General features: G+C 42.2%; 18 protein-coding genes and 1 tRNA gene. 11 read left to right on the forward strand and 8 right to left on the reverse strand.

The window, feature by feature from the left end:
- Positions 1 to 92: 92 nt before the first annotated feature.
- Positions 93 to 1,940 carry a GspE/PulE family protein gene (locus AOC03_RS02550; protein ID WP_062533458.1) on the reverse strand — a complete coding sequence of 616 codons (1,848 nt, stop codon included), beginning with the start codon at positions 1,938 to 1,940 and terminating at the stop codon, positions 93 to 95.
- A gap of 88 nt (positions 1,941 to 2,028) precedes the next feature.
- Entirely contained in the window at positions 2,029 to 2,892 is an 864-nt protein-coding gene (gene tsaA / locus AOC03_RS02555; protein WP_062536408.1) for a tRNA (N6-threonylcarbamoyladenosine(37)-N6)-methyltransferase TrmO, read from the reverse strand.
- A gap of 486 nt (positions 2,893 to 3,378) precedes the next feature.
- Between tsaA and AOC03_RS02560 the strand changes: the two genes are divergently transcribed.
- Entirely contained in the window at positions 3,379 to 4,152 is a 774-nt protein-coding gene (locus AOC03_RS02560; RefSeq protein ID WP_062533459.1) for a ferredoxin--NADP reductase, read from the forward strand.
- A gap of 171 nt (positions 4,153 to 4,323) precedes the next feature.
- Positions 4,324 to 4,410, forward strand: a tRNA-Leu gene (locus tag AOC03_RS02565).
- Between the two features lie 184 nt (positions 4,411 to 4,594).
- On the opposite strand, the gene AOC03_RS02570 is transcribed toward AOC03_RS02565, so the two are convergent.
- Complete coding sequence (locus AOC03_RS02570; RefSeq protein ID WP_062533460.1) at positions 4,595 to 5,290, reverse strand: hypothetical protein; 696 nt, start codon at positions 5,288 to 5,290, stop codon at positions 4,595 to 4,597.
- 202 nt (positions 5,291 to 5,492) lie between these two features.
- Between AOC03_RS02570 and dinB the strand changes: the two genes are divergently transcribed.
- From dinB to infA, 7 genes are all read left to right on the forward strand, one after another.
- Positions 5,493 to 6,578 carry a DNA polymerase IV gene (dinB, locus tag AOC03_RS02575; protein WP_062533461.1) on the forward strand — a complete coding sequence of 362 codons (1,086 nt, stop codon included), beginning with the start codon at positions 5,493 to 5,495 and terminating at the stop codon, positions 6,576 to 6,578.
- A gap of 146 nt (positions 6,579 to 6,724) precedes the next feature.
- Positions 6,725 to 7,876 carry a tRNA preQ1(34) S-adenosylmethionine ribosyltransferase-isomerase QueA gene (queA, locus tag AOC03_RS02580; protein WP_062533462.1) on the forward strand — a complete coding sequence of 384 codons (1,152 nt, stop codon included), beginning with the start codon at positions 6,725 to 6,727 and terminating at the stop codon, positions 7,874 to 7,876.
- Between the two features lie 282 nt (positions 7,877 to 8,158).
- On the forward strand, positions 8,159 to 9,118 hold the full coding sequence (locus AOC03_RS02585) for a FimV family protein (RefSeq protein ID WP_062533463.1): 960 nt from the start codon (positions 8,159 to 8,161) through the stop codon (positions 9,116 to 9,118).
- A gap of 63 nt (positions 9,119 to 9,181) precedes the next feature.
- Positions 9,182 to 10,915 (forward strand): FimV/HubP family polar landmark protein, encoded by a 1,734-nt coding sequence (locus AOC03_RS02590; RefSeq protein ID WP_062533464.1) that lies wholly within the window; start codon positions 9,182 to 9,184, stop codon positions 10,913 to 10,915.
- Positions 10,916 to 11,064: 149 nt separating this feature from the next.
- Positions 11,065 to 12,171 (forward strand): asparaginase, encoded by a 1,107-nt coding sequence (locus tag AOC03_RS02595; protein WP_062533465.1) that lies wholly within the window; start codon positions 11,065 to 11,067, stop codon positions 12,169 to 12,171.
- Positions 12,172 to 12,222: 51 nt separating this feature from the next.
- A complete protein-coding gene (gene truA, locus AOC03_RS02600) occupies positions 12,223 to 13,071 on the forward strand; it encodes a tRNA pseudouridine(38-40) synthase TruA (protein ID WP_062533466.1) in 849 nt (282 codons plus the stop codon).
- Positions 13,072 to 13,194: 123 nt separating this feature from the next.
- Positions 13,195 to 13,419 (forward strand): translation initiation factor IF-1, encoded by a 225-nt coding sequence (infA, locus tag AOC03_RS02605; RefSeq protein WP_007395612.1) that lies wholly within the window; start codon positions 13,195 to 13,197, stop codon positions 13,417 to 13,419.
- 300 nt (positions 13,420 to 13,719) lie between these two features.
- On the opposite strand, the gene AOC03_RS02610 is transcribed toward infA, so the two are convergent.
- The 5 genes from AOC03_RS02610 to leuC form a co-directional block, all read right to left on the reverse strand.
- Positions 13,720 to 15,024, reverse strand: a complete 1,305-nt coding sequence (locus AOC03_RS02610) for a L,D-transpeptidase family protein (RefSeq protein WP_062533467.1) — start codon at positions 15,022 to 15,024, stop codon at positions 13,720 to 13,722.
- 334 nt (positions 15,025 to 15,358) lie between these two features.
- Complete coding sequence (leuB, locus tag AOC03_RS02615; RefSeq protein ID WP_062533468.1) at positions 15,359 to 16,462, reverse strand: 3-isopropylmalate dehydrogenase; 1,104 nt, start codon at positions 16,460 to 16,462, stop codon at positions 15,359 to 15,361.
- 122 nt (positions 16,463 to 16,584) lie between these two features.
- Complete coding sequence (locus AOC03_RS02620) at positions 16,585 to 17,358, reverse strand: hypothetical protein (RefSeq protein ID WP_062533469.1); 774 nt, start codon at positions 17,356 to 17,358, stop codon at positions 16,585 to 16,587.
- A 238-nt stretch (positions 17,359 to 17,596) separates the two neighbouring features.
- Entirely contained in the window at positions 17,597 to 18,247 is a 651-nt protein-coding gene (gene leuD, locus AOC03_RS02625; protein WP_062533470.1) for a 3-isopropylmalate dehydratase small subunit, read from the reverse strand.
- A 126-nt stretch (positions 18,248 to 18,373) separates the two neighbouring features.
- Complete coding sequence (gene leuC / locus AOC03_RS02630) at positions 18,374 to 19,792, reverse strand: 3-isopropylmalate dehydratase large subunit (protein ID WP_062533471.1); 1,419 nt, start codon at positions 19,790 to 19,792, stop codon at positions 18,374 to 18,376.
- 342 nt (positions 19,793 to 20,134) lie between these two features.
- Between leuC and AOC03_RS02635 the strand changes: the two genes are divergently transcribed.
- Positions 20,135 to 21,028, forward strand: coding sequence for a LysR family transcriptional regulator (locus AOC03_RS02635; RefSeq protein ID WP_062533472.1), 894 nt, complete (start codon positions 20,135 to 20,137; stop codon positions 21,026 to 21,028).
- Positions 21,029 to 21,458: 430 nt separating this feature from the next.
- Positions 21,459 to 22,958, forward strand: coding sequence for a sodium/proline symporter PutP (putP, locus tag AOC03_RS02640; RefSeq protein ID WP_062533473.1), 1,500 nt, complete (start codon positions 21,459 to 21,461; stop codon positions 22,956 to 22,958).
- Positions 22,959 to 22,965 lie beyond the last annotated feature (7 nt).

A 22,965-nucleotide genomic window follows, 5' to 3' on the forward strand; every position in this document is an offset into this window, starting at 1 on the left:
CAATGATTTGTTAGTATTTTATTAACAAGCAATTGTATATCAATTTTTATAATTATTTCTTATTATTCTGATTGCTAATCTTTCGCTAATAATCACTGCATCGGCACCACGCGCATCACCTCTTCCATTGTTGTCACGCCCTCAGAAATACGTTTTGCACCAGATAATCGCAGCGGCTGTAAGCCTTCACGATAGGCTTGTTGCTTGATAACATCAAGGTTAGCATCGGCAGCGACCAGTTTTTTAAGCTCATTCGATAACGGCATAATCTCATATAGCCCAATGCGTCCTTGATAGCCGGTATGACGACAATGCTCGCAGCCTTGAGCGCTATATACTTGCGCAGGTAATGATGCACGCCACGGTTGTACCAGCTCTTGCCATTGAATGGCAATCTCACTATCCGCAGTGACGGTATGAGCTTGCTTACAATGAGGACAAAGCGTTCGTAACAGGCGCTGCGCCATCACGCCAAGGATAGTCGCTGAGGTCAAAAATGGTTGCACGCCCAAATCATGTAAGCGTGTCAAGGAGCTGGGCGCATCATTGGTATGCAAAGTCGACAGTACCAAATGCCCTGTTAATGACGCTTGTACCGCCATATTAGCCGTCTCACTATCCCGAATTTCACCAACCATAATAATGTCAGGGTCTTGACGCATTAAGGAGCGAATCCCATCAGCAAAGTGCAAATCAATGCCAGTATTAATTTGCATTTGATTAAAAGCAGGCTCAATCATCTCAATCGGGTCTTCGATCGTACAGACATTCACCTGCTCAGTCGCCAATTGCTTCAGCGTACTATAAAGGGTCGTGGTCTTACCAGAACCCGTCGGACCCGTCACCAAAATAATACCATTAGGATGCGCGGTCAGCTCCTGCCACATCGCAAGCTGCTTACCCGATAATCCCAACTGCGCAAAAGAGCGCACCAACACTTCAGGGTCAAAGACACGCATCACCAGCTTTTCCCCAAACGCGGTCGGCAAGGTTGACAGCCGCAATTCTGTTTCTATGCCATTATGGGTGCGCGTTTTTAGACGACCATCTTGCGGCTTACGTTTTTCTGCGACATTGAGCCGTGCTAAGATTTTAATACGAGCGGTCACCGCCACCATAATGGCGATCGGCATCTCATAAACGCTATGCAAGACGCCATCAATGCGAAAGCGTACCTTGCCCGTTTCACGGCGCGGCTCTAAATGAATGTCACTTGCCCGCTGCTCAAAGGCATATTGCAGTAGCCAATCGACCACCTTAACAATATGCTGATCATTAGCATCGGGGTTGGCATTGTCACCCAATTGCAATAACGCCTCAACATTACTCACATCCGCTGCTGCCCGTTTATGAGCATTATTCGCGCCAGCAATCGCGTGCGTTACTTGATAAAACTCCTGTCGATAGCGCTTAATTTGTTCAGGATTAATATAGACCGTACGATAGGTTTTAGATTTAATTATTTTATCAATATTAGAATACCAATCGCTATAAAACGGCTGATCTGTACCAATGACCACATCAGTATCGCTGACTTCAATCGGCAAAATATGCTGCGTGCGCGCATAGTCAAAAGACATAATTTGCGTCACTGCGGGCACATCAATTTTCAAAGGGTCAATACGGACGATTGGCATACTTGCTTTTGCCGCTAACCATTGATTGAGCCATGTTAAGGTTAATTTATGCTCATTGCTCGTCTGCTCACTACTTGTATTCTGACTGTTATTTCCAAGATTGCTGCTGCCAAGACTATTATTCCCAAGATGATGACCATTCGGCAAGCCAAAATCAGCAATCGTGATGAGCGGATGCTGCGCCTTATCACGACGACTGGTGATGACTAAATTATAACCGCGCTGATCAATGACTCTATCTGCCAATAATTCATCTAAACACCAACGCAAATCAACGACTAAGGAAAATTTAGGCACAGACATAGTTATTCTTCTTTTATAATTAAGTGGTAAATGTCGAATGTTGAATTTTTGCAATTAATAAGCAGCTTTAAGAGTGATTAAATTAAAACTAATCTATCTTGGTCACAGTCACTATCTGAAGTTGTCCACTTTTTATCCGCTGAAAGCTCACATCAACGGCCTTATAGCGCATTGTAAATAGTGTATGGAGTTCTTGTTGACGATAGGCAGGGCGCGGATCTTGGGCAATTAATGCCGTGATATTGTCAATATCCGCTGCCATCAATTGCTGTTGGTATTGATAAATAACTTCTGCTACGCTGGCTTTGTTTTCGTTGCCTTTATGATTACTATTGTTAGTATCACTACCCTGTTCCATAGCGATTATTTGCTGAAATTGCTCTCGTGCCTGTTCCGTGATCGTTACCATTAACGGCGCAGGCGCAGTCGACGCAAAGCCACTGTCAGCACTGACAAGCGCATCACTATAAGCGATATATGGCTTAATATCGACAATTGGCGTGCCGTCAATCATATCTGCACCACTAATAATTAATAGTACGCGACCTGCTACCACCTCAACACGTTCAAGCTTAACCACCGACAAGCCTAAACCTGACGGGCGATACATACTGCGACTGGCAAACACGCCTATCTTTTGATTACCGCCCAAACGTGGCGGTCGTACTTGCGCTCGAAACTTATGAGCATCCGCTTCGGCGGCTTGACTCGCCTTGTTAATAAAATTGTGATGAAACTGCCAACTGATCCAAATATGGCTAAAAGCCTCTAAGCCGACAAATGCCGCTGGCGTATCATACGGCGCGAGCATTTCAATAACACTTGTGAGCGCCACTAAGTTTGGTTGTCTGGGCGCGCCAAATTTTTGTGACAAGGGTGCGCGGTGGTAACCAATAATAGGCGCAACGTGGCTTTTTCCGAAATGAGCCGTTTCAATATCACTCTTTTCCATATCACAAGTTTCAACAGCACCAGTTGCAACAGCACAAGACATAAGCCAACTCCATAATGCATTTATAAAGGATAAATTCGCGATGCAAAACCCATATAATGAAGCATACAGAGTTTTTCGCTAACGATATTCCATTTTATCATGCTACGAATGCGCGGCTTGGCGGATTTTTATTTTAAAGTTTGCTATGATAAGCGACCATATTTATTGAGAATGGCTTGCATCCATTGGATATCGGCACTGCATGTGCATTATTGCGCACCTATATGTCCGCTCAGGCAAGTAGGTCATGGATATTTATTCCATGATGATAGGTTGCAAAATGCGGTTTCATAACGGACAAGTCAAGAACAGCTTCATGGTTAAACATGCTTTTTTTTGATGCTTTGACAAAGGCAACATTATGCTTTGCCACTATAATCGCTACGCACTCTAATGTTAAATGTATTTCATTTAAACCAATAACAAGTAATTAACGGGGACTTTATGTCAAAACTTCGCACCGAAACGGTAACAGAGGTTCATCACTGGAATGACGCGCTCTTTAGCATCAAAACCACGCGCGACGACGGCTTACGCTTTCGTAATGGCGAGTTTGCGATGATTGGACTTGTCGTCGATGGCAGACCGCTGTTACGCGCTTACTCCATTGCCAGCCCCAATTATGAAGAACATTTAGAGTTCTTTTCTATTAAAGTTCAAGACGGTCCATTGACCTCACGCCTACAACATATCAAAGTGGGCGATGAACTATTAGTCAGCAAAAAGCCAACAGGCACGCTCGTATTAGACGATTTATTACCCGGTAAACATCTATATATGCTCTCAACCGGCACCGGACTTGCGCCATTTTTGGCATTAGCGCGTGACCCTGAAGTATATGAACGCTTTGACAAAATCATTTTAGTACATGGTGTGCGCAGTATTTCTGATTTAGCATATCGCGATATGTTCGAGAACGAATTGCCTAATGATGAAATCTTTGGCGAATGGTATCGTGAAAAATTTATCTATTACCCTACCGTTACCCGCGAAGAATTCAGAAATCAAGGTCGCATTACCGATTTGATGAAATCAGGCAAATTCTTTGAAGACATCGGTTTACCCCCAATGAATAAAGACGATGACCGCGTCATGTTATGCGGTAGTATGCCGTTTAATGCTGAAGTCTCCGCTATTCTAGATGATTTTGGTTTAACTGTGTCACCACGTATGGGCGTACAAGCGGATTATGCCGTTGAACGTGCCTTTGTTGGTTAGACATTTGGATAGGTAGTTGGTTAATAAAAGGCTATTTAAGCAATTAATTGCGCATTTATCATAAATAATTCTTGACGCCTAAAAATAGGCTGCTATAATACGCAGCCTATACAGTAACTACTGTAGCCCAATTTAATAAAGTTTAGTAACATCAACTTTATGACCTAACACGCCGGTGTGATGGAATTGGTAGACATGACGGATTCAAAATCCGTTGCCTTTAAAAGCGTGTCGGTTCGAGTCCGACCACCGGTACCATATATAACAATGTAGCCTCCTTATTCGGAGGCTTTTTTGTGTCCAGCATTTATCATTTCAAAAAATTTGGATAAATAAAAAGCCTAACCGTGCAGACTAGGCTTTATTTACTAACGCTCATTAATCGATGTTTTTATGAAATCAATTGGCATAAACTCAAAATGAATGCAGCAGAATCTTGACGCTATTTCTCAGTAGCATCTAATAGCTTATTGAGTGCTTCTACCATCTCATCATCCATAATGCTGTCTTCCATATAGTTTACCAACTCATGTATGGTGGTCATATCCATGGCGCGAATACCCAAACCTGCCAGTTGCTCATTGATTGCAGCAAGATTTTCAGTGTTATCCGCAACCTCTTCTTCATAGCTGTCACTAACCAACCAATAGATTTTCTCTAACAGAGTATCCCTTTTTGGTAACGTAGAATAACTGTCACTATGAATAAATAAGTTAAAATGATAAGGCAGCTCCACCTCATTAATAAAAAAAGTACGCTTACAATCTAGTGTATACGCTTGTACCTCTTCCGCCTCACTAACTTCTTGTGGCTCAATACTTTCTGGCTCAATGTCTTCTTTGACCAAATCGCCTAATATTTCATAATTGCCTACTTTGACCTTATGATTATAAATGATGCAAAAATCAGCAATGGCGTCAAAAATAACGGCGCTGATGTCTAAAGTATGGTCATCAATATCATAAAAAGCTTTAAGCGCGGGTAAAAACTCGGTCAACTGTTCTTCAGGTACAACCGTCAAAAACTGTTGCTCGTATATCTTAATCATATCATCAGGATAATAGGTATTGGCGGTCTTGGTCTCATTTCTACCAGTAGGCTGTAGCGGTATAAAATTAAAAGGGTTGTTATTAGTCATGACGGACTGCCTTTTTTAGGTTGAATGTATAAGCGTTCAATGAGTGAAAAAGTAATTGAAAAACGGTCGAATTTTTTGAATACACTTTTATTTTAAGTGTTTCAGTCCATCGAAATTTATGCTGTGTATTATCTCTTATTCAGTTACTTTTAGATATGTTGATAATCCTGAATCTGGCTGATTTTCAGGTAAAATAGAGTCTATGACAATCTCTATTAACCCTATTCCGCGTAAAATTATTCATATTGACATGGATGCCTTTTACGCCAGCGTTGAACAGCGCGATTTTCCTGAACTTCGTGGCAAGCCTTTAGTCGTTGGTGGTGATCCAAGCGGGCGCGGTGTAGTAGCCGCCGCCAGTTATGAGGTGCGGCGGTTTGGGGTGCGCTCCGCGATGTCTTGTTATGAGGCGCGTAAACGTTGTCCAGAAGTTATATTTGTATTGCCACGCTTTGATGTTTACCGCGCGGTTAGTGCTGATATCCGTGCCATTATGCTCAGCTTAACGTCACACGTCGAGCTATTGTCATTAGATGAAGCCTATCTTGACGTGACAGGGTTACAAGTGCATCGTGGCTCAGCAACTTTAATGGCAAACTGGTTACGTGCACAGATTTTAGAGCAAACAGGACTGACGGCATCGGCTGGCGTATCTTTTAATAAGATGCTGGCTAAGATTGCGTCCGATATCAATAAACCGAATGGCACAGCCATTATTACTCCAGATGATGCCAAGGCGTTTATTAGTACGCTACCGATTGAGCGTTTTCACGGTATCGGCAAAGCCACTGCCGCGCGGATGCATGCGATGGGTATTCAAAATGGTGCTGACTTGCGCCAAGTATCAGCCGCCTTACTGGTCAACGAATTTGGCAAGCGTGGACAGTTTTACCATGATATTGCCCATGGTCATGACGAGCGTCCAGTAAAATCGGAACGCCAGCATAAATCGGTGGGTTCTGAAACCACTTTTCGCGAGAATTTAAACAATGACACTGAACTATTAGCTCAGATTTTTGCACAAAATGCGGATGCTTTTCACCAACTGCAGCATAAAAAACTGAGCGCTTATACCATTACGCTGAAGATTAAATATGCTGATTTTACTCAACTTACGCGCTCGCATAGCGTCTCAACGGCATTTATCGATAATACATCGGCACACTACTGGCTTGATAAATTATTTGCCGATATTCCGCGCACCTTACCTATTAGATTGGTCGGTGTCACCTACTCTTCTTTAACTCCTGCGAACCAAAAACTATCACAGTTGAATTTATTTGAATGACATTCAAAATTTATGCTTAGGCTATTTTAAAAATACCTTTCAGTAATTTATGAATAAATAGCGGTAAAACGACTGGGAATTTATCACGCCATAACTCTGTTTCTGCTACAATTACACTAACATAACCCTTCATTTACTGATCTATTATGACGCACTCTCAACACTCAATTGCTAACAATAATACCGATATAAACAACGATGGCTTAGATTATTTAAGCGTTGCTGATTATGATTATGAGCTGCCCGACTCCCTCATTGCGCGCTACCCATTAGCCGAACGCTCAGCGTCTAAATTACTCTACGTGCCAGCCAGTGCTCAGCCAGAAGACCATATCTTTACGGCACTACCCGATCTCCTTAATGCGGGTGATTTGATTGTCTTTAATGATACTAAAGTCATGAAAGCACGATTATTTGGTAAAAAAGATACCGGTGGACGCGTCGAGGTATTGATTGAACGTTTAATAGATAACAATGACGGTACTAATAATGAATCAGAAACTACCCAAAAAAATGTCGCGCTTTGTCATGTAAAAGCCAGTAAAGCGCCAAAGCTAGGACAGCGCCTGATTCTAGCGGATGGAAACATGGGTTGCGTGATGATTGGACGCCAAGATAATTTGTTTATCTTAGACTTTGATGCGCCTATTTTGCCCCATTTAGAAGCTTATGGTGAACTACCGATACCGCCTTATTTTGAGCGTCATGCCGATGCCACCGACAATATTCGCTATCAGACCGTTTTTCATGATCCTGCGAAACTTGCTAGCGTCGCTGCTCCCACTGCTAGTCTGCATTTTGATGACGGTATTCTAGAACGTTTAGCAGCTAAAGGTATTAATACCGCTTTTGTGACTTTACACGTTGGTGCAGGGACGTTTGCGCCGGTTAAGACAGAAAACCTACTCAATCACACCATGCATAGTGAATACGCGCACTTGCCGCAAACGACTGCCGATATGATTAATCAAACCCATGCCAATGGTGGCAAAGTCATTGCGATTGGTACAACCGTGACGCGCGTGCTTGAAACTGCCTATCAAAAAACAGCACTAAACGGACAACCGCTCTCGACATGGTCAGGCGATACCGACATTTTTATTTATCCAGGGTTTAAATTCGGTGTGATTGATCGTTTGTTGACGAATTTTCACTTACCTAAATCCACCTTATTAATGCTGGTATCCGCATTTTCAGGTAAGAGCGCCATTGAGCAAGCCTATCAGCACGCCATCAATAGTGAATATCGCTTTTTCAGTTATGGCGATGCGATGCTTCTGGATAAAGTCGACTTTTAGACCCGCTATTATCTTGTGACGCTAGAATAAAGTAGCAAACTAAATCGTAATTTGTTATAACAGCATAAATATTATAAGTTTTACTCAAATAACTGAGGTTATCGTCAGTTTAGGTATGTCGATAGAATGTAAATAGTATAAGATAGGCTCAGCAACGACTATTGAGCGCTGCTGTCTTATTACTTATTTATATTCTACTTTTGTGCGTCTGCATTTTAATATTTACTAAACATTGTCGTTGCTATTATGAGCATTTCATAAGTCATTATAAAAGGGCTGTGCATGTCTTGGCATTTACCTCGTCGTTTGACTCCCATATACCATGCTGTGTCAATTACACTCCTGTATTCGGTTAGCTCAGCGGTGCTACCCTCTATTGCACAAGCTGTAAATTTTGGTAAAACCACCATTGTCTCTCTACAGGATAAGCCGCTTGTTGCCAGTATCAAGGTTGCAGATATTAACGCCGCTGATTTTTCTGTTGGTTTAGCCAGCGAGTCTGTGTATCAGAAAATGGGACTGAAGCCAACGCCTTCAATGACGGTGCGTTTTGTGGCTAGCTCAGCCAACGCGGGGCAAATCCTTATTAGCACCACGCAGCCCGTTACCCTGCCATTCGCTGATATGGTATTAACTGTCAATAATAAAGTGCAAAGCAACCTTGTGCCGAAGACGTTGCTGTTGCCATTAAGCAATAATGTTTTCATGCAGTCAGCAGACAATTTAATAGACAATTCAGCAGATAGTTTATCAAACAATAGCGTTGATATCGCGCAAGACTCTCATACGCCTATCCTGAATGCGCTCAATACTCAGCCTTTAACGGTCACACGCGGAACGCCACCGCCATTATTTACGGCAGCGGATACGCAAGTGCCGTTGCAAGTCAAAATATTAAAAAACGAATCCAGTCTACCAGCGATGGCAGTTCATACAATGCCGCATACAGTACCGACTGTGCCGACAGACAAAGATACTAATGTTATCAATGCTCTGAATACCGTAAATACTGAGCTACTCACAGCACAAAATAAGCAAATGCAAGCCAGCTTATCGTCAGCCCTCACAACAGATAATCATCTTGATGTGCTCAAGATACAAGTGACGCGACGTATTCAAGCTGCCAATAAAAGCGTGACAAGTGACAATATCAATCAGTTGGGAATACTAGTAGAGGCGACGACAGAGACAAGCCAGCCCTATGAGCTTACAGCGCGTCTGACACAAATACATAATCAATAAAATAAAAAACTAACTGCTCAGCACAAGATGCTGTAGACAGTATTTATAGGCGCAGGAATTTCTATGAATAACATACTATATATCATTGCCGGATTGGTTATCATTTCGATGGTAGGCGTCTGGATACTGCGCAAAAAGAAAGCGCAACAGCCGTCTATTTCACCACGCGCCCGAGCTGGAAGTCGAGATAGTGCTAACGCGACAGCTTTGGTAACAGAGAACAACCCAGCCACGCAACGAGCCGCTAATAGCGTCGCAAGCAGCGCCACTAAATTTGATAACGTAACGATTGCTCAGCGCTTCATCGACCAACAGCGCTATGATAAAGCGATTGAAACCTTAGAGCGTGGGTTAACCGAAAAACCCCATGATGGCGAGTTGTCTCTTAAACTTCTTAACGTCTATGCGCTAACCAAGCAAACCGAAGAATTTAATAGCACTTATGCCACTATTAAAGCGCATTGCGATGTCGCAACGATTGCACAAGCACAGCAGCTCAAAGACTTGCTAGATGCTGAGCAAGTAGGCAATTCTCCAGCATCATTTGATACGTCATCTATTACTGAAAGTAGTATGATTTTAAATGATGAGATGACCCTATCTACTATCAAAGTATCAAACCCAACGACAGATAGCAAAAACGATGATATGTCTTTAGACTTTGACATCTCAACACCAGTTATTAAGCATGAAGAAATAATCACACCCACTGCTAGCACTAATAGCGACCATACATTTGACCTTACTCTAGATGACTTAGAAACATATGTTTTAGAGGAAGGTGTCTTAAAAAATAATAACACTAAAGACACGTTAGAAAATATTTCTGCTGAATCAGAGCAAAAAGTGGCAATAATAAACCTTGATAGTATCAATAAGCTTAACGACACTAATAATATTGATACTATTTTTGTTGATACCAGCTCTGTTGACACTAACTCTACTAATAATAACTATGACTTTACGCTTGATTTTGATTTGGGTGCAGATAGTACATCAACCACGCTTATAGAAGATGATAAAACAAATGAGCCCACACCTATCGACGATGACTTCGTTTTAGATTTTGATGATTTAGTTGAAGAAGTAAAATTCAAAGAAATAGAAGTTGAGAGTGCGCAGCAGCCAGTCGCTACAGTGACGAATCAACAGGCTTTTGATGATGACTTTACGCTATTCCTAGACGCTACAGCATACGATCCTAGTGCTACTAACACCGAGACTACTAGCACAACAGCAAGCATTCATGACAGCAGCCAAGACTTAAACCTAGACAGTGATTCGCTAGAAAGCAGCCTCCACGATACGCTAACGCAGGCTGAGGTTTTACATGTAACTGACGAGCTAACAAATAGTGATGACCTTATTGCATTAGATTTTATTGACGCTGATGTCGATTTAGATACTAATAAGGCAGCAACTTCTAATGCAATAACACCCGCACTAGATGACCAGACGCTGACTTTTGATGATGACACGGGTATTGATGAATTTGACTTTAATACGGATACGACATCGATAACCACGACGTCACCTGTAACCTCTGAAAATAGCCGTATTGATAGTGACAGTGCAATTAAAGATACCTTACCATCAGCTGATGTTGCTGCACAGTTTGCCGCTGATTTTGATTTTGTGAATACTTTAGATAACCATCAAGTTACTTTAGATTTAGCAAATCAATATCTACAATTGGGTGAATACGATAGTGCTAAGCGTTTACTTAATGAAGTGGTTGCTCAAGGTAATCCGGAGCAACAGCAGCAAGCTCAAGAGCTGCTTGCTCGCGCCGCTTAGGTGATGCAGAACATCTAATTTTAACTCTTATTGTTTAAATAAGAATTATCCCTAACAAGCATTCTGTTGTAACAGAGTGCTTGTTTCTATTTTTGTCATTATGATTTATATTCTTCATTCCTTTAATTGTTTTTAACCACGGTACTCTCATGCGCTCACGCTCATCTTCATTACACTCTGATGCTAATGCTATACAGCTGATTTATGCTGGTGGCACATTTGGTAGTTATAGAAAACCTTTAGCGCCGCTAGCAGCCGCAGAATTTTTACCCGCATTGCAAAGGTTACTGGAAGAGAGCGATAATACAGAAAGCCAACCGACTATCTCATGGCTCAATAATACGCTAATCAAGGACAGCAGTCAGCTAAACGCACAAGACTTTGTCCATTTTTATATGCTATTATTAGACGCTTATGGCGCAGGACACCGTCAGTTTGTTTTGATTACTGGCACGGATACGTTAAGTTATTTGGGTGCCTTTTTAGCGGAAGCTTTTGCAAGTACTGATTTGTGCTTGATAGTCACTGGTAGTATGCGACCGTTATTAGACAGTGAAGTGCTCAAGTCCTATAGCGTTGATACGAATAGCGATGCATGGAGTAATCTTAATGACGCTCTACGTCTCGCTGCTGCTGGAGAATCTGGGGTTAAAATAAGCTTTGGCGGCGAGGCATGGTCTGCGCAAACGGTACAGAAAATTCATAGTCATGACTTTATGGCATTTACAGGGCATTCGAGAGCAGCATATCCGGCAAACAGTTACGTCAAAACGCTACCTGGTATGCGCAAACAACATTGGTTGGATGATCAGCGAGCCATTTTAGATAATATCCAAAGCCGTTCTGAGCATACCCGTATTCATGCTCTATATTGTCTACCAAATGATGCTGAAGTGTTGTGTCTACAATTACAAGCCTTATTGTCACAACCGCCATGCGGCATTATATTATTGGGCTTTGGCGCAGGCAATGTCCCCTATGCACCTGAATTAGCAGCGGCATTACAAAATGCTTATGACTGTGGGCACATGGTGGTATGTGCAAGCCAATGCCCCTTTGGTGGGGTTAGCGATAGCTATGCGGCAGGTAGCTGGCAATATGATTATCAGGTAATTTCCGGTGGTCGATTAACTATTCCAGCTATTTATGCACGATTATTATGGTTATTACTCAGCTATGATACGCCTGCACGTCGAAGACAGCGTTGGACGTATACGGTCAACCAAACAGATATTGCAATAAGCAAAAATCGCTAAGTCTGCGCCAACTTTTCCAATCACTATCATCCGTTATCATTGCGAAATATTATGCCCCACTCTACCTTATCTGACTCTAAACTAAATCCAGAGTTACCCACTTATACTTTAGCCATTGCGATTGAATTTTTGGGAACTCATTATCATGGTTGGCAACGACAACGAGAAGTATTGGGCGTTCAAGAAGCGTTAGAAAAGGCGATCAGTAAAGTCGCTAATGAACCGATAGAAGTGATTGCTGCTGGGCGCACGGATGCAAGCGTTCATGCCAGTAATATGATTGCGCATTTTGTCACTCACGCCTATCGCCCCACGCATAATTGGTTGCGCGGGGTTAACAGCCTACTCCCTGATGATATCTCTTTGCGTTGGATTCAGCCAATGCCTAGCGATTTTCATGCGCGTTTTGGTGCCATTGCCCGCCGTTATCGCTATATCACTTTAAATCAAATTCAGCGCCCAGCGATTTTAAATCATCAAGTGACTCATATTCATGAGCCGTTAGATTTAGCCGCCATGCAACAAGCCGCTGCCGATATCGTAGGCACACACGACTTTAGTAGTTATCGCGCTGCTGCTTGCCAGTCTAATCAGCCCGTACGCAATGTTAGTCATGCTAAATTATTCCAGCATGGGCAATTTATTGTCTTTGATATACAAGCCGATGGGTTTTTACATCATATGGTACGCAATTTGATGGGCACACTATATGCGATTGGCAGACATGACTTACAACCAGACGACTTTCTAAAGATTTTATCTAAGAAAAACCGTACTATTGCGCCGCCAACTGCGTCTGGAGATGGTTTATATTTTATTAACGCCTACTACCCTGAGGCTTACCAGCAGCTATTACCCAACGCGCCATTGACTCCTATTTGGCTAAATCTTCCCGACTAGCTTCATATAGGCTGGCATACATAACGATTACACGCTGTCAAGCAAAAATCATATATTTTGTTGCTTTAGCGCGCTAACTTACGTATAATATGGTCTTATTTTTCACTGATTGATATATACATTATGGCCAAAAAAGACGACATTATTGAATTTGAAGGCGAAGTCATTGATACCCTTCCAAATACTTTGTTTAAAGTTCGTTTAGAAAACGGACACGAAATCATTGCGCATATTTCAGGTAAAATGCGTAAACATTATATCCGTATTTTAACCGGTGATAAGGTTAAGGTTGAAATGACCCCTTATGACTTATCTAAAGGTCGTATTACTTATCGCGGTAAAACCTAATTTACTTTATATATCATCTACTTTGTATATTATAGAGTGAGCCTGACGATATTCCGCGTTTTTGATAACGATTTAGCATAAAAGTAATGAGTCAAAGCGGTCAGATTATTATGAATATTAATCATATACGTCTCTGATTCTGCCACTCTATTACCCTATATAAAATTGTGATACATAAAAAATACCGCTTATAATTAGCGGTATTTTTGTTTTCAAACTTTGGTAATGTTAACTAAAGCTTATATTAAAGGTACGTTGACTTAAATTTGGCGATCAATTTTTGCCTAACTTGTTGAGCACTTAGATAAACTCAACCTTTGCTTCATCATTAATGGTACTTAATAACGTCAGGGCATCCCAATTGGTTAAGCGGACGCAGCCAGCAGAAGCTTGGCGACTGATACGTGATGGATCCGGCGAGCCATGAATACCATAAGAGGGTTCACTGAGCCCAATCCATACTGAGCCAACGGGGTTATTAGGACCGGGTGGCAAAATGTATTTGCTGCCTTCTGGACTGGTATAGGTGTAGTTGGGCTCGTGAACTTTCACTTTTATGGTATGTTTACCAGTCGGTGATGGCGTTGCCGTACTGCCTACGGTAGTCGGATAGCTGGCAATCAACTTATTATTGTCATCGTAGGCGTATAATGTTTGGCTGGTTTTATCGGCTACCACGCGGCTGACCGGAGTTGCATTGGCTCGGCTCGGGTTATAGACGGTAATGGACTCGCCGCTTACAAAAGTCGCCTTAGGATTTAAAAAACGTAGATAACTTTCATCCATCCGGAACTTCTCTGCTAGCCCTTCAATGACAGACTCATAATACATGCCTTCAAGCTTAGATTTTTCTACCGCGGTACTGGGTATCGTGGCAGTTTTGATATGGACATCATTGTCGGTTAAGGTGTAATTGACCAATACTGGCTGGGAGCTGAGCATGGTATTTTTATTTAACGCTTGCCATGTCGCCTCATCTAGAGAGGATGTTACCTTCAACCCTTGCGCTTTTTGGAATGCTTGCATGGCTTTAAGCGTATTCTTGCCCCAATAGCCATCAACTGCGCCAATGCCATGCTGCTGCCAATTTAATAGAGCCTGCAGTTTTGTACCGATAGCACGATCTATTTTTTCGTCCTTTTTCCAACTGGCAGTATTAACTTGCTGCGCGACTGCTGACAAATTTGTAGTATGATACGGAATGACGGGTAAAAATTTATTGAGCAACCGCGCTGATTTGCGACTGTTCATCAGTTGCTGCTCAGGACTAGGCGCTACTCTAGACGCTAGGCTGATATTTTCATCGGCTTCTGCATTCGTCACTGGACTTGCAGCATCTGCCATACTGACGGCAACTTGACTATCTTTATCAGTACCGACTTTATCAGTATCAGCACTTAACGATGCCGCATTTGAAAATGTCTCTGTATTTTTAAGCATCTCCGCTGGGGTTTCTGCTGATGTGGTTACTGGCTGAGCATCTATCGCTACGATATCACTAGCCAGCATATCAACAGGCGTCTCCGCTATACTTGGGCTCATAAATAGCGCTGTTGACAGCCCTACCATACCGATAGCGGTACTTATTTTACTTAATTGAGGCACAGATAACTCCTAAAATGATTTTTATTATTTTTTAAGGTTGTTTTTTCACGTAGTATTTTAGGGATAATGCCATATAGACCGCCAAGCCTGTAATGGCTTTATGTTAATAAGCACTGACTCATGCGGTCACTGCGTTACTTTACGCATTGACGGCAGCTTTTTTAATAACCTTTATCTTTAAAATCTTTATCTTTATAACCCTTATCTTTATAAGAACGTCATTAATATAAGCTAAGTTGATGAATAAGCATAAAAAACCCATAAACTGCTGAGCAATTTATGGGTTTTAATATAATAAGATTAACGGTAAAAAATTTGGTTGATGTAAAAAAGCTTACTGCAACTTAGCCAATACAGCTTCGCCCATTTGCTTACAACCCACTTGAATCAGACCTGCTTCACTCTTATCTAAAATATCAAGGGTACGCAAACCATCATCAAGTACGTCGCTTACCGCTTGTTCAATGGCTTGTGCAGATTCTTCATGCTTAAAGGTATAACGCAGCATCATCGCGACCGATAAAATCGTTGCTAATGGATTGGCTTTGTCTTGACCTGCGATGTCAGGCGCTGAACCATGGCAAGGCTCATACATACCTTTACCTTGTTCATCAAGACTTGCAGATGGCAACATGCCAATAGAGCCAGTCAGCATGGCGGCTTCATCCGATAAGATATCGCCAAATAAATTGCCAGTGACCATGACATCAAACTGCTTAGGATCACGAATCAGCTGCATACAGGCATTATCAGCATACATATGTGATAGGCTCACATCGCTATAATCCTGTTCTTGCATGGCAATCATGGTCTGTTTCCAAAGCTCGGTCACTTCTAACACGTTGGCTTTATCTACTGAACAGACTTTAGCAGGGTTACCTGATGCTTTTGCGCGGGTTTGTGCCAGCTCAAAGGCTACTTTACCAATACGCTGAATTTCGCTGGTGCTATACACCATCGTATTGTAGCCTTGCTGCTCACCATTTTCTAAAGTACGAATACCACGTGGCTCACCAAAATAAATACCGCCAGTCAGCTCACGTACGATAAGCAAGTCTAAACCTTTGATAATCTCAGGTTTAATACTTGAGGCATTCGCCAATTGTGGATATAGCTTGGCAACGCGTAAATTAGCAAATAAGCCAAGCTCGCTACGAATCTTTAATAAGCCACGTTCAGGACGTTTACTGCGTTCAATAGCATCCCATTTAGGACCGCCCACTGCACCTAATAATACTGCATCGGCTGCACGTGCGCGCTGCAAGGTTTCTTCTGGCAATGGCTCACCAGTAGCATCAAAAGCAACCCCACCAATCAGTCCAGACTCAAGTGTTAAGTCTAACGCAAACTTCTTATTGACGGCCTGTAGCACGTCAATTGCTTGGGTCATAATCTCAGGACCAATACCGTCGCCTGCTAATGTTAAAATCGTTGCCATACTAATCCTTGTAAATAAATGAGGTATAAGACGTGCTATATAATGATAGAACGCCATCATAACTGGATATTAAATAATAAAAAATGCAAAAACTCTCGTATTACTGACTAGCCTTTAGTTGGTTAGCTCTTAGTTGAACTATTGCCAGCTAATTTAGCCGGTACCTTATTAGTTACACGCGTTTCTACAAACTCGCCCTGATGTTTAGCATCTAACTGCTTACAGAAGCGTCTTACCAAGCTACTGTTTTGTAGCAAGTCAATGCATAACGGCTCAGGTGAGGCGGTATCTAATAGACTGCCTGTTGCTTGGGGTGATTTCTGCCGATAAGCACGCAGATGATAAATACCGGGCTGCGTGAATTCATGAATCAGCGCAAAACGCTCGACATAGTCGACGTTATTTTCGGGATAAAAATTAATATGCACTTCGCGCTTGGCTGGTTTTACTCGTGCATAGTAATTGGTCAAACCCTTCATACCAGACGCTGATAACGGCACGACTTTTACCGATTTTTGATTTAGTAATGGCGTCATATCTGCTAATAATGGTGCTGGTTGTGTTTGCGACTGTTTTCCCTTATTGAGCTTGGTATTATTTATTGCATTCGTACCCGCTATCTGCGTCAGCATTGCTGCGTTCACAGGTTTGTGTGAGTCGGGAGCAATCACGAGCGTCTGATCAATTTGCGTAATTTCGCAATGATAAGTGCCTATGCAAGCGATATTCACCTCACCTGCTACAGGATTTATTTTGCCTGCCCACGTGTCAGCACTTTCCACTTTTTCTATCTGCTGATAGCCGTTCAGTGATTGACAGCCAGACAACGCTAATAATGAGCATAAGCCGACAGCGGCAACGGTGCTTGTGAATATAGCATAACGTTTTTGATTCATAATGACGGCTACTATTCTTATAAAGGTGAGAAAGCATATAAACTTAATTGTGGCTTATGTTGCTTATATATTGCCACTCATTTTAGCCAGTTCGTCGTCATAACTCAACGCTAGAAGCCTGACTGTCGCCTTTTATTCACACTTATGTTGATAACTATCGTAATGGCTAGATGGGTCGCGATACCCATCACTGCGCTGACAATAACTATGCTTACAGTAGTAGTTTTTACAATAACAATTAAGCATGCACCTCATTAAATATCCAAGGTGTCTTTTGTAGCATCTGTGCTTCATAAGCCTTTATAGCATCGCCATGCTGCAAGGTTAAACCGATATCATCGAGACCATTTAATAAGCAATGCTTGCGAAAGGTGTCTACTTCAAATGGATATTCTTCACCCGTTGGGGTAATGACGACTTGGCGTTCAAGATCAGCGGTTAGCTCATAACCTTCAGTAGCAAAAGTTGCCTGCATCAGCTTATCGACGATGGTTTCATCCAACACAATCGGCAACATACCATTTTTAAAACAGTTGTTATAAAAGATATCAGCAAAGCTTGGCGCAATAACGGTACGAAAGCCATACTCTGACAAAGCCCATGGCGCATGCTCACGACTAGAACCACAACCAAAGTTTTTGCGTGCCAGTAAAATATTCGCACCTTGATAACGAGGCTGATTTAAAATAAAGTCTGGATTAATCACGCGGGTGCTGTTGTCTTGACCAGGGTAGCCTTCATCAAGATAACGCCAATCATCAAACAAATTGACCCCAAAGCCCGTACGTTTAATGGATTTTAAAAACTGTTTAGCGATGATTTGATCCGTGTCAATGTTTGAGCGATCAAGTGGGCAGACGATGCCGGTTTGGACATGATAGGCTTGCATAAATACTTCCTATAAATTATGTTTCTTATTGAGAGATAAATAGCGATTGAAGACCATGATATGCAGTTAATAATTAGTTAATCAGTTAATGGGTTATTTATGCACATCATGTCGTGCGTACGACGATTAAAACGTACGCACATCGACAAAGTGTCCAGCCAACGCGGCAGCGGCTGCCATCGCAGGACTTACCAAATGCGTGCGTCCGCCATTACCCTGACGACCTTCAAAGTTACGGTTAGACGTTGAGGCGCAGTGTTCCTGCGGTTCAAGCTTATCCGCATTCATCGCCAAACACATTGAGCAACCCGGCTCACGCCATTCAAAGCCTGCATCAGTAAATAAGACATCCAAACCTTCCGCTTCTGCTTGCAATTTTACTTGTCCTGAGCCTGCAACCACAATGGCTTCTTTAATATTATCGGCAACTTTACGACCTTTAATCACGGCTGCCGCATCACGTAAATCTTCGATACGCGAGTTGGTACAAGAACCGATAAAGATGCGATCAAGTTGAATATCAGTAATTTTCTGCCCTGCTTCTAAACCCATATAAGTATAAGCGCGCAACCAACCTTCTTGCTGCGACTCATCTGCGGCTTGGTCAGGCGTTGGTACAGACTGAGTGATATCTACCACCATCTCAGGAGAGGTACCCCAAGACACTTGTGGGGCAATTTGACTACCGTCAATTTCAATAATGCTGTCAAATACGGCATCAGCATCTGAATACAACGTACGCCAATATGTTTCTGCTTGCTGCCATTGCTCAGCAGTTGGGGCATATGGGCGACCTTTTACATAATCAATCGTGGTGTCATCAACCGCTACCATGCCTACGCGTGCGCCCGCTTCAATCGCCATATTACAGACGGTCATGCGCCCTTCCATGGTCATGTCTTCAAACACTTGTCCTGCAAACTCAATCGCATAACCCGTGCCACCTGCCGTGCCAATTTGTGCAATGATAGCCAGTACAACGTCTTTTGAGGTCACACCAGTGCCAAGCTTACCGTTGACACGGATTTGCATATTTTTCATTTTTTTAGCAATCAAGCACTGGGTAGCAAGCACGTGCTCAACTTCAGACGTACCGATACCATGAGCTAAGCAACCAAGCGCACCATGCGTTGCCGTATGTGAATCGCCACACACCACCGTCATACCCGGTAATACCAAACCCTGTTCAGGACCAACAACGTGCAAAATACCTTGACGCGCATCATTAATGGTAAATTCAGCAATATTAAACTTCGCACAGTTGTCATCTAACGTGACCACCTGTAAACGCGATACTTTATCCTTAATACCAGCCACGCCCTCTAACCGCTCTTTAGTGACGGTGGGTACGTTGTGATCGGGACTCGCAATATTAGCAGACAGGCGCCACGGTGCTCTATTAGCCAGCTCTAGACCTTCAAACGCTTGCGGGCTAGTCACCTCATGTAATAAATGACGGTCAATATAAATCAGGCTTGAACCATCATCGCGTTTGGTGACTTCGTGAGCATTCCAAAGTTTGTCGTATAAAGTTTGACCGTTCATATTGCTATCCTTTATTGGTTGCTAGTGGCTTAAAAGTTCTATTTGCTCATCTATTTATAAGCAAAAATTTTAAGCGGTGGCGCCTTACCGTTACTTGCATCATCTTAACTTGTGTAGGCTGACAGAAGATTATGTGACATTTTCTGAATGGACATTAAAGTATCACAAAGTGGTCACAATAAAAATGTCAAAAACAGTCTTCTTTATCTTGTGATTATAGCAGGCTAATCCTATAATAATAATTGATGATTTTTATCTATTCACAAACTTTTATTTCTAAGACTTTATTAATAGGTCAGCCAACTTTTATTTATAGCTCAATTGATAGCTAAGGACACCGGATTGAATACCACTAATTTGACAACGTTTGTGACCGTTATGCAAATAGGCAGTATCTCAGGAGCGGCAGAGAAGCTCTTTATTACTCAGCCTGCGGTGAGTAAGCGTATTAAAAATTTGGAAGATGAATTCAAAATCACCTTATTTGATACGGTAGGGCGTGGTATTGTTCCCACTCAAGCAGCAAATGAAATGCTGCCGCACGCAAAACGCTGGCTAGATGATTACGAAAATTTTAAAATTAACTTGCAACATTCTAAGAAAACGATATCCGGCAAACTGGTGATTGGTACCAGTCATCATATTGGGCTGCATCATTTAGCACCGGTATTAAAGCATTTTATTCAAAGTTATCCTGCGGTACAGCTAGAAGTACATTTTGTGGATTCAGAAGAGGCGCATAAAGCGGTACTAGATGGTGATTTATCGTTAGCCTTTTTGACGCTGCCACCCGTTTATGACAAGCGTTTGACTTATCATACCTTATGGTCAGATCCGCTCTATTTTATGACGGGTACTTTGTCACCATTGGCACAAAAGACCAATGTGACATTAGAACAATTGGCGCGTTATCCTGCTATTTTGCCGTCTGCTAATACCTTTACCAGTCAAATTACCTTAGCGGAATTTGCCAAACATAATCTAAAACCTTATGCCACCATGAGCACCAATCCACTAGAGTCTATTCGTATGTTGGTATCTGTCGGTTTGGGCTGGTCAGTGTTACCGCAAACCATGATTAGTCAAGATTTAGAACGTATCGATATGGCAGATAATATCGAGCTGCAACGCTATCTGGGTGTGGTTATTAACCCAAAGCTAACGCCTTCTAATAGTGTGACAGCGTTGCTGAATCTCCTTACGCCCATTGACTTAAACCACGAGGTGGTATTGTAAATAAAAGTTAGCGCTTTATTTATGGGGCTTTAGTAGATAAGGCGTTAGCTGTAAGAGCATATAGCAGCCATTCGCAATTAAACTTGCCATGCTTTATAATGTGTACTGATTTGCTGTCATAACATATAGTGCATAATAAGTTACTTTTAGTTACTTCAAGCACACGGAAGGTTACTTTTTGAATGTTTCGAGTAAGGTATGATGGTAAAAAGGCTGTGAATAGCTTTGAAGATACCGACTGAAAAAGACTGATTAATAGCATTATAGGTAAAAACCTAAAAGCAAATACTTACTGTCAACAAGAAGCCATTATGTCCTACTTAATGGCTTTTTTTGTCTTTAGATATTGTATTTAGATAGCCTCTTTTAAGCTTACGGTCTTACCATTAAATATTATTACCACCAACAAGTTTGGTTAAGGACAGTTAATATGAACGGAGTTTCTAGTGGCGTACTGATATCCCTTGGCGCGTATTTTTTAGTCATGATTGGGATTGGGATTTATGCTTATTTCAAGCAAGCCAATGATTCAGAAGGTTATATGCTCGGTGGTCGTAACCTAGGTCCTGCCGTCACAGCATTATCTGCTGGGGCGTCGGATATGTCTGGTTGGTTATTACTTGGTTTACCGGGCTACATGTACGCGGACGGCGTGGTAAGTATCTGGATTGCGCTTGGTTTAACGACTGGCGCTTTTTTAAATTACATAATTGTCGCACCAAGATTGCGGGTTTATACCGAAATTGCGGATAATGCGATTACTCTTCCCGATTATTTTGCCAACCGCTTTGAAGATAAATCGCATATGCTACGCGTTATCTCAGCCTTAGTGATTATTTTATTCTTTACAGTTTATACCGCAGCCAGCTTAGTCGGTGGTGGTAAACTTTTTGAAAGCTCACTCAATTTATCTTACAGCACTGGTCTGTGGGTTACCGCCGGAGTCGTGGTTGCCTATACCCTATTTGGCGGCTTCTTAGCGGTATCGATGACCGATTTTGTACAAGGTGTCATCATGTTATTTGCGATGGTCATTGTACCTGTGGTGGCATTTACCGACCTTGGCGGTGTATCAGCAACCACTGAAGCGGTGAGAAATATTGACCCAAATTTATTAAATATTACCAGTGGCATGACCATTATTGGTATTATTTCGTTGCTAGCATGGGGCTTAGGCTACTTTGGTCAGCCACATATTATCGTACGTTTTATGGCGATTCGGTCGGTCAAAGACATTCCAACCGCGCGTAATATCGGTATGAGTTGGATGATTGTCAGTTTAATAGGCGCTTTAGCCACTGGTTTTGCGGGTCGCGCTTATGTACAAAAAACTGCAATGACGCTAGAAGATCCAGAAACTATCTTTTTAGTCTTTACGCAGTTTTTATTCACGCCATTAGTTTCAGGCTTCTTATTAGCAGCCATTTTAGCAGCTATTATGAGTACAATTTCATCACAACTCTTGGTGGTATCAAGCTCCTTGACCAAAGATGTCTATAAGCTATTTTTTGATAGAGAAGCATCAGAATCTCGCCAAGTAATGGTTGGTCGTATTTCGGTCGTATTGGTTGCTGTGGTATCGATTATGCTAGCATCTAACCCAGAGAGTTCAGTATTAAGTCTGGTATCACATGCTTGGGCAGGTTTTGGTGCTGCGTTTGCACCGTTAGTGGTATTTAGCTTGACGTGGCGTCGTATGAACCGTAACGGCGCGGTGGCTGGTATGGTGGTGGGTGCGTTGACCGTAATCTTATGGGTATATGGCGGCTTTGAGCACAATGGTATGCCACTTAATGACTGGTTATACGCGATTGTCCCTGGCTTTGTCCTAAGTACTATTGCCATCTTTGCGGTAAGTATGATGACTGGCGGACCAGAAGCTTCTGTAACAGCGAAGTTTGCAGAAATGGAATCGCATTTAGGTAAATAACTACAGT

Origin of the sequence: Psychrobacter urativorans (assembly GCF_001298525.1) — a bacterium.
In the GTDB taxonomy this organism is placed as follows: domain Bacteria; phylum Pseudomonadota; class Gammaproteobacteria; order Pseudomonadales; family Moraxellaceae; genus Psychrobacter; species Psychrobacter urativorans_A.

Coding starts and splice junctions, on each gene's coding strand:
- putP (WP_062533473.1), top strand. CDS start 21,459: ATGAACGGAGTTTCTAGTGGCGTACTGATATCCCTTGGCGCGTATTTT.
- leuB (WP_062533468.1), bottom strand. CDS start 16,462: ATGGCAACGATTTTAACATTAGCAGGCGACGGTATTGGTCCTGAGATT.
- truA (WP_062533466.1), top strand. CDS start 12,223: ATGCCCCACTCTACCTTATCTGACTCTAAACTAAATCCAGAGTTACCC.
- AOC03_RS02550 (WP_062533458.1), bottom strand. CDS start 1,940: ATGTCTGTGCCTAAATTTTCCTTAGTCGTTGATTTGCGTTGGTGTTTA.
- AOC03_RS02595 (WP_062533465.1), top strand. CDS start 11,065: ATGCGCTCACGCTCATCTTCATTACACTCTGATGCTAATGCTATACAG.
- leuD (WP_062533470.1), bottom strand. CDS start 18,247: ATGCAAGCCTATCATGTCCAAACCGGCATCGTCTGCCCACTTGATCGC.
- infA (WP_007395612.1), top strand. CDS start 13,195: ATGGCCAAAAAAGACGACATTATTGAATTTGAAGGCGAAGTCATTGAT.
- AOC03_RS02560 (WP_062533459.1), top strand. CDS start 3,379: ATGTCAAAACTTCGCACCGAAACGGTAACAGAGGTTCATCACTGGAAT.
- tsaA (WP_062536408.1), bottom strand. CDS start 2,892: ATGGAAAAGAGTGATATTGAAACGGCTCATTTCGGAAAAAGCCACGTT.
- leuC (WP_062533471.1), bottom strand. CDS start 19,792: ATGAACGGTCAAACTTTATACGACAAACTTTGGAATGCTCACGAAGTC.
- AOC03_RS02620 (WP_062533469.1), bottom strand. CDS start 17,358: ATGAATCAAAAACGTTATGCTATATTCACAAGCACCGTTGCCGCTGTC.
- AOC03_RS02590 (WP_062533464.1), top strand. CDS start 9,182: ATGAATAACATACTATATATCATTGCCGGATTGGTTATCATTTCGATG.
- queA (WP_062533462.1), top strand. CDS start 6,725: ATGACGCACTCTCAACACTCAATTGCTAACAATAATACCGATATAAAC.
- dinB (WP_062533461.1), top strand. CDS start 5,493: ATGACAATCTCTATTAACCCTATTCCGCGTAAAATTATTCATATTGAC.
- AOC03_RS02585 (WP_062533463.1), top strand. CDS start 8,159: ATGTCTTGGCATTTACCTCGTCGTTTGACTCCCATATACCATGCTGTG.
- AOC03_RS02570 (WP_062533460.1), bottom strand. CDS start 5,290: ATGACTAATAACAACCCTTTTAATTTTATACCGCTACAGCCTACTGGT.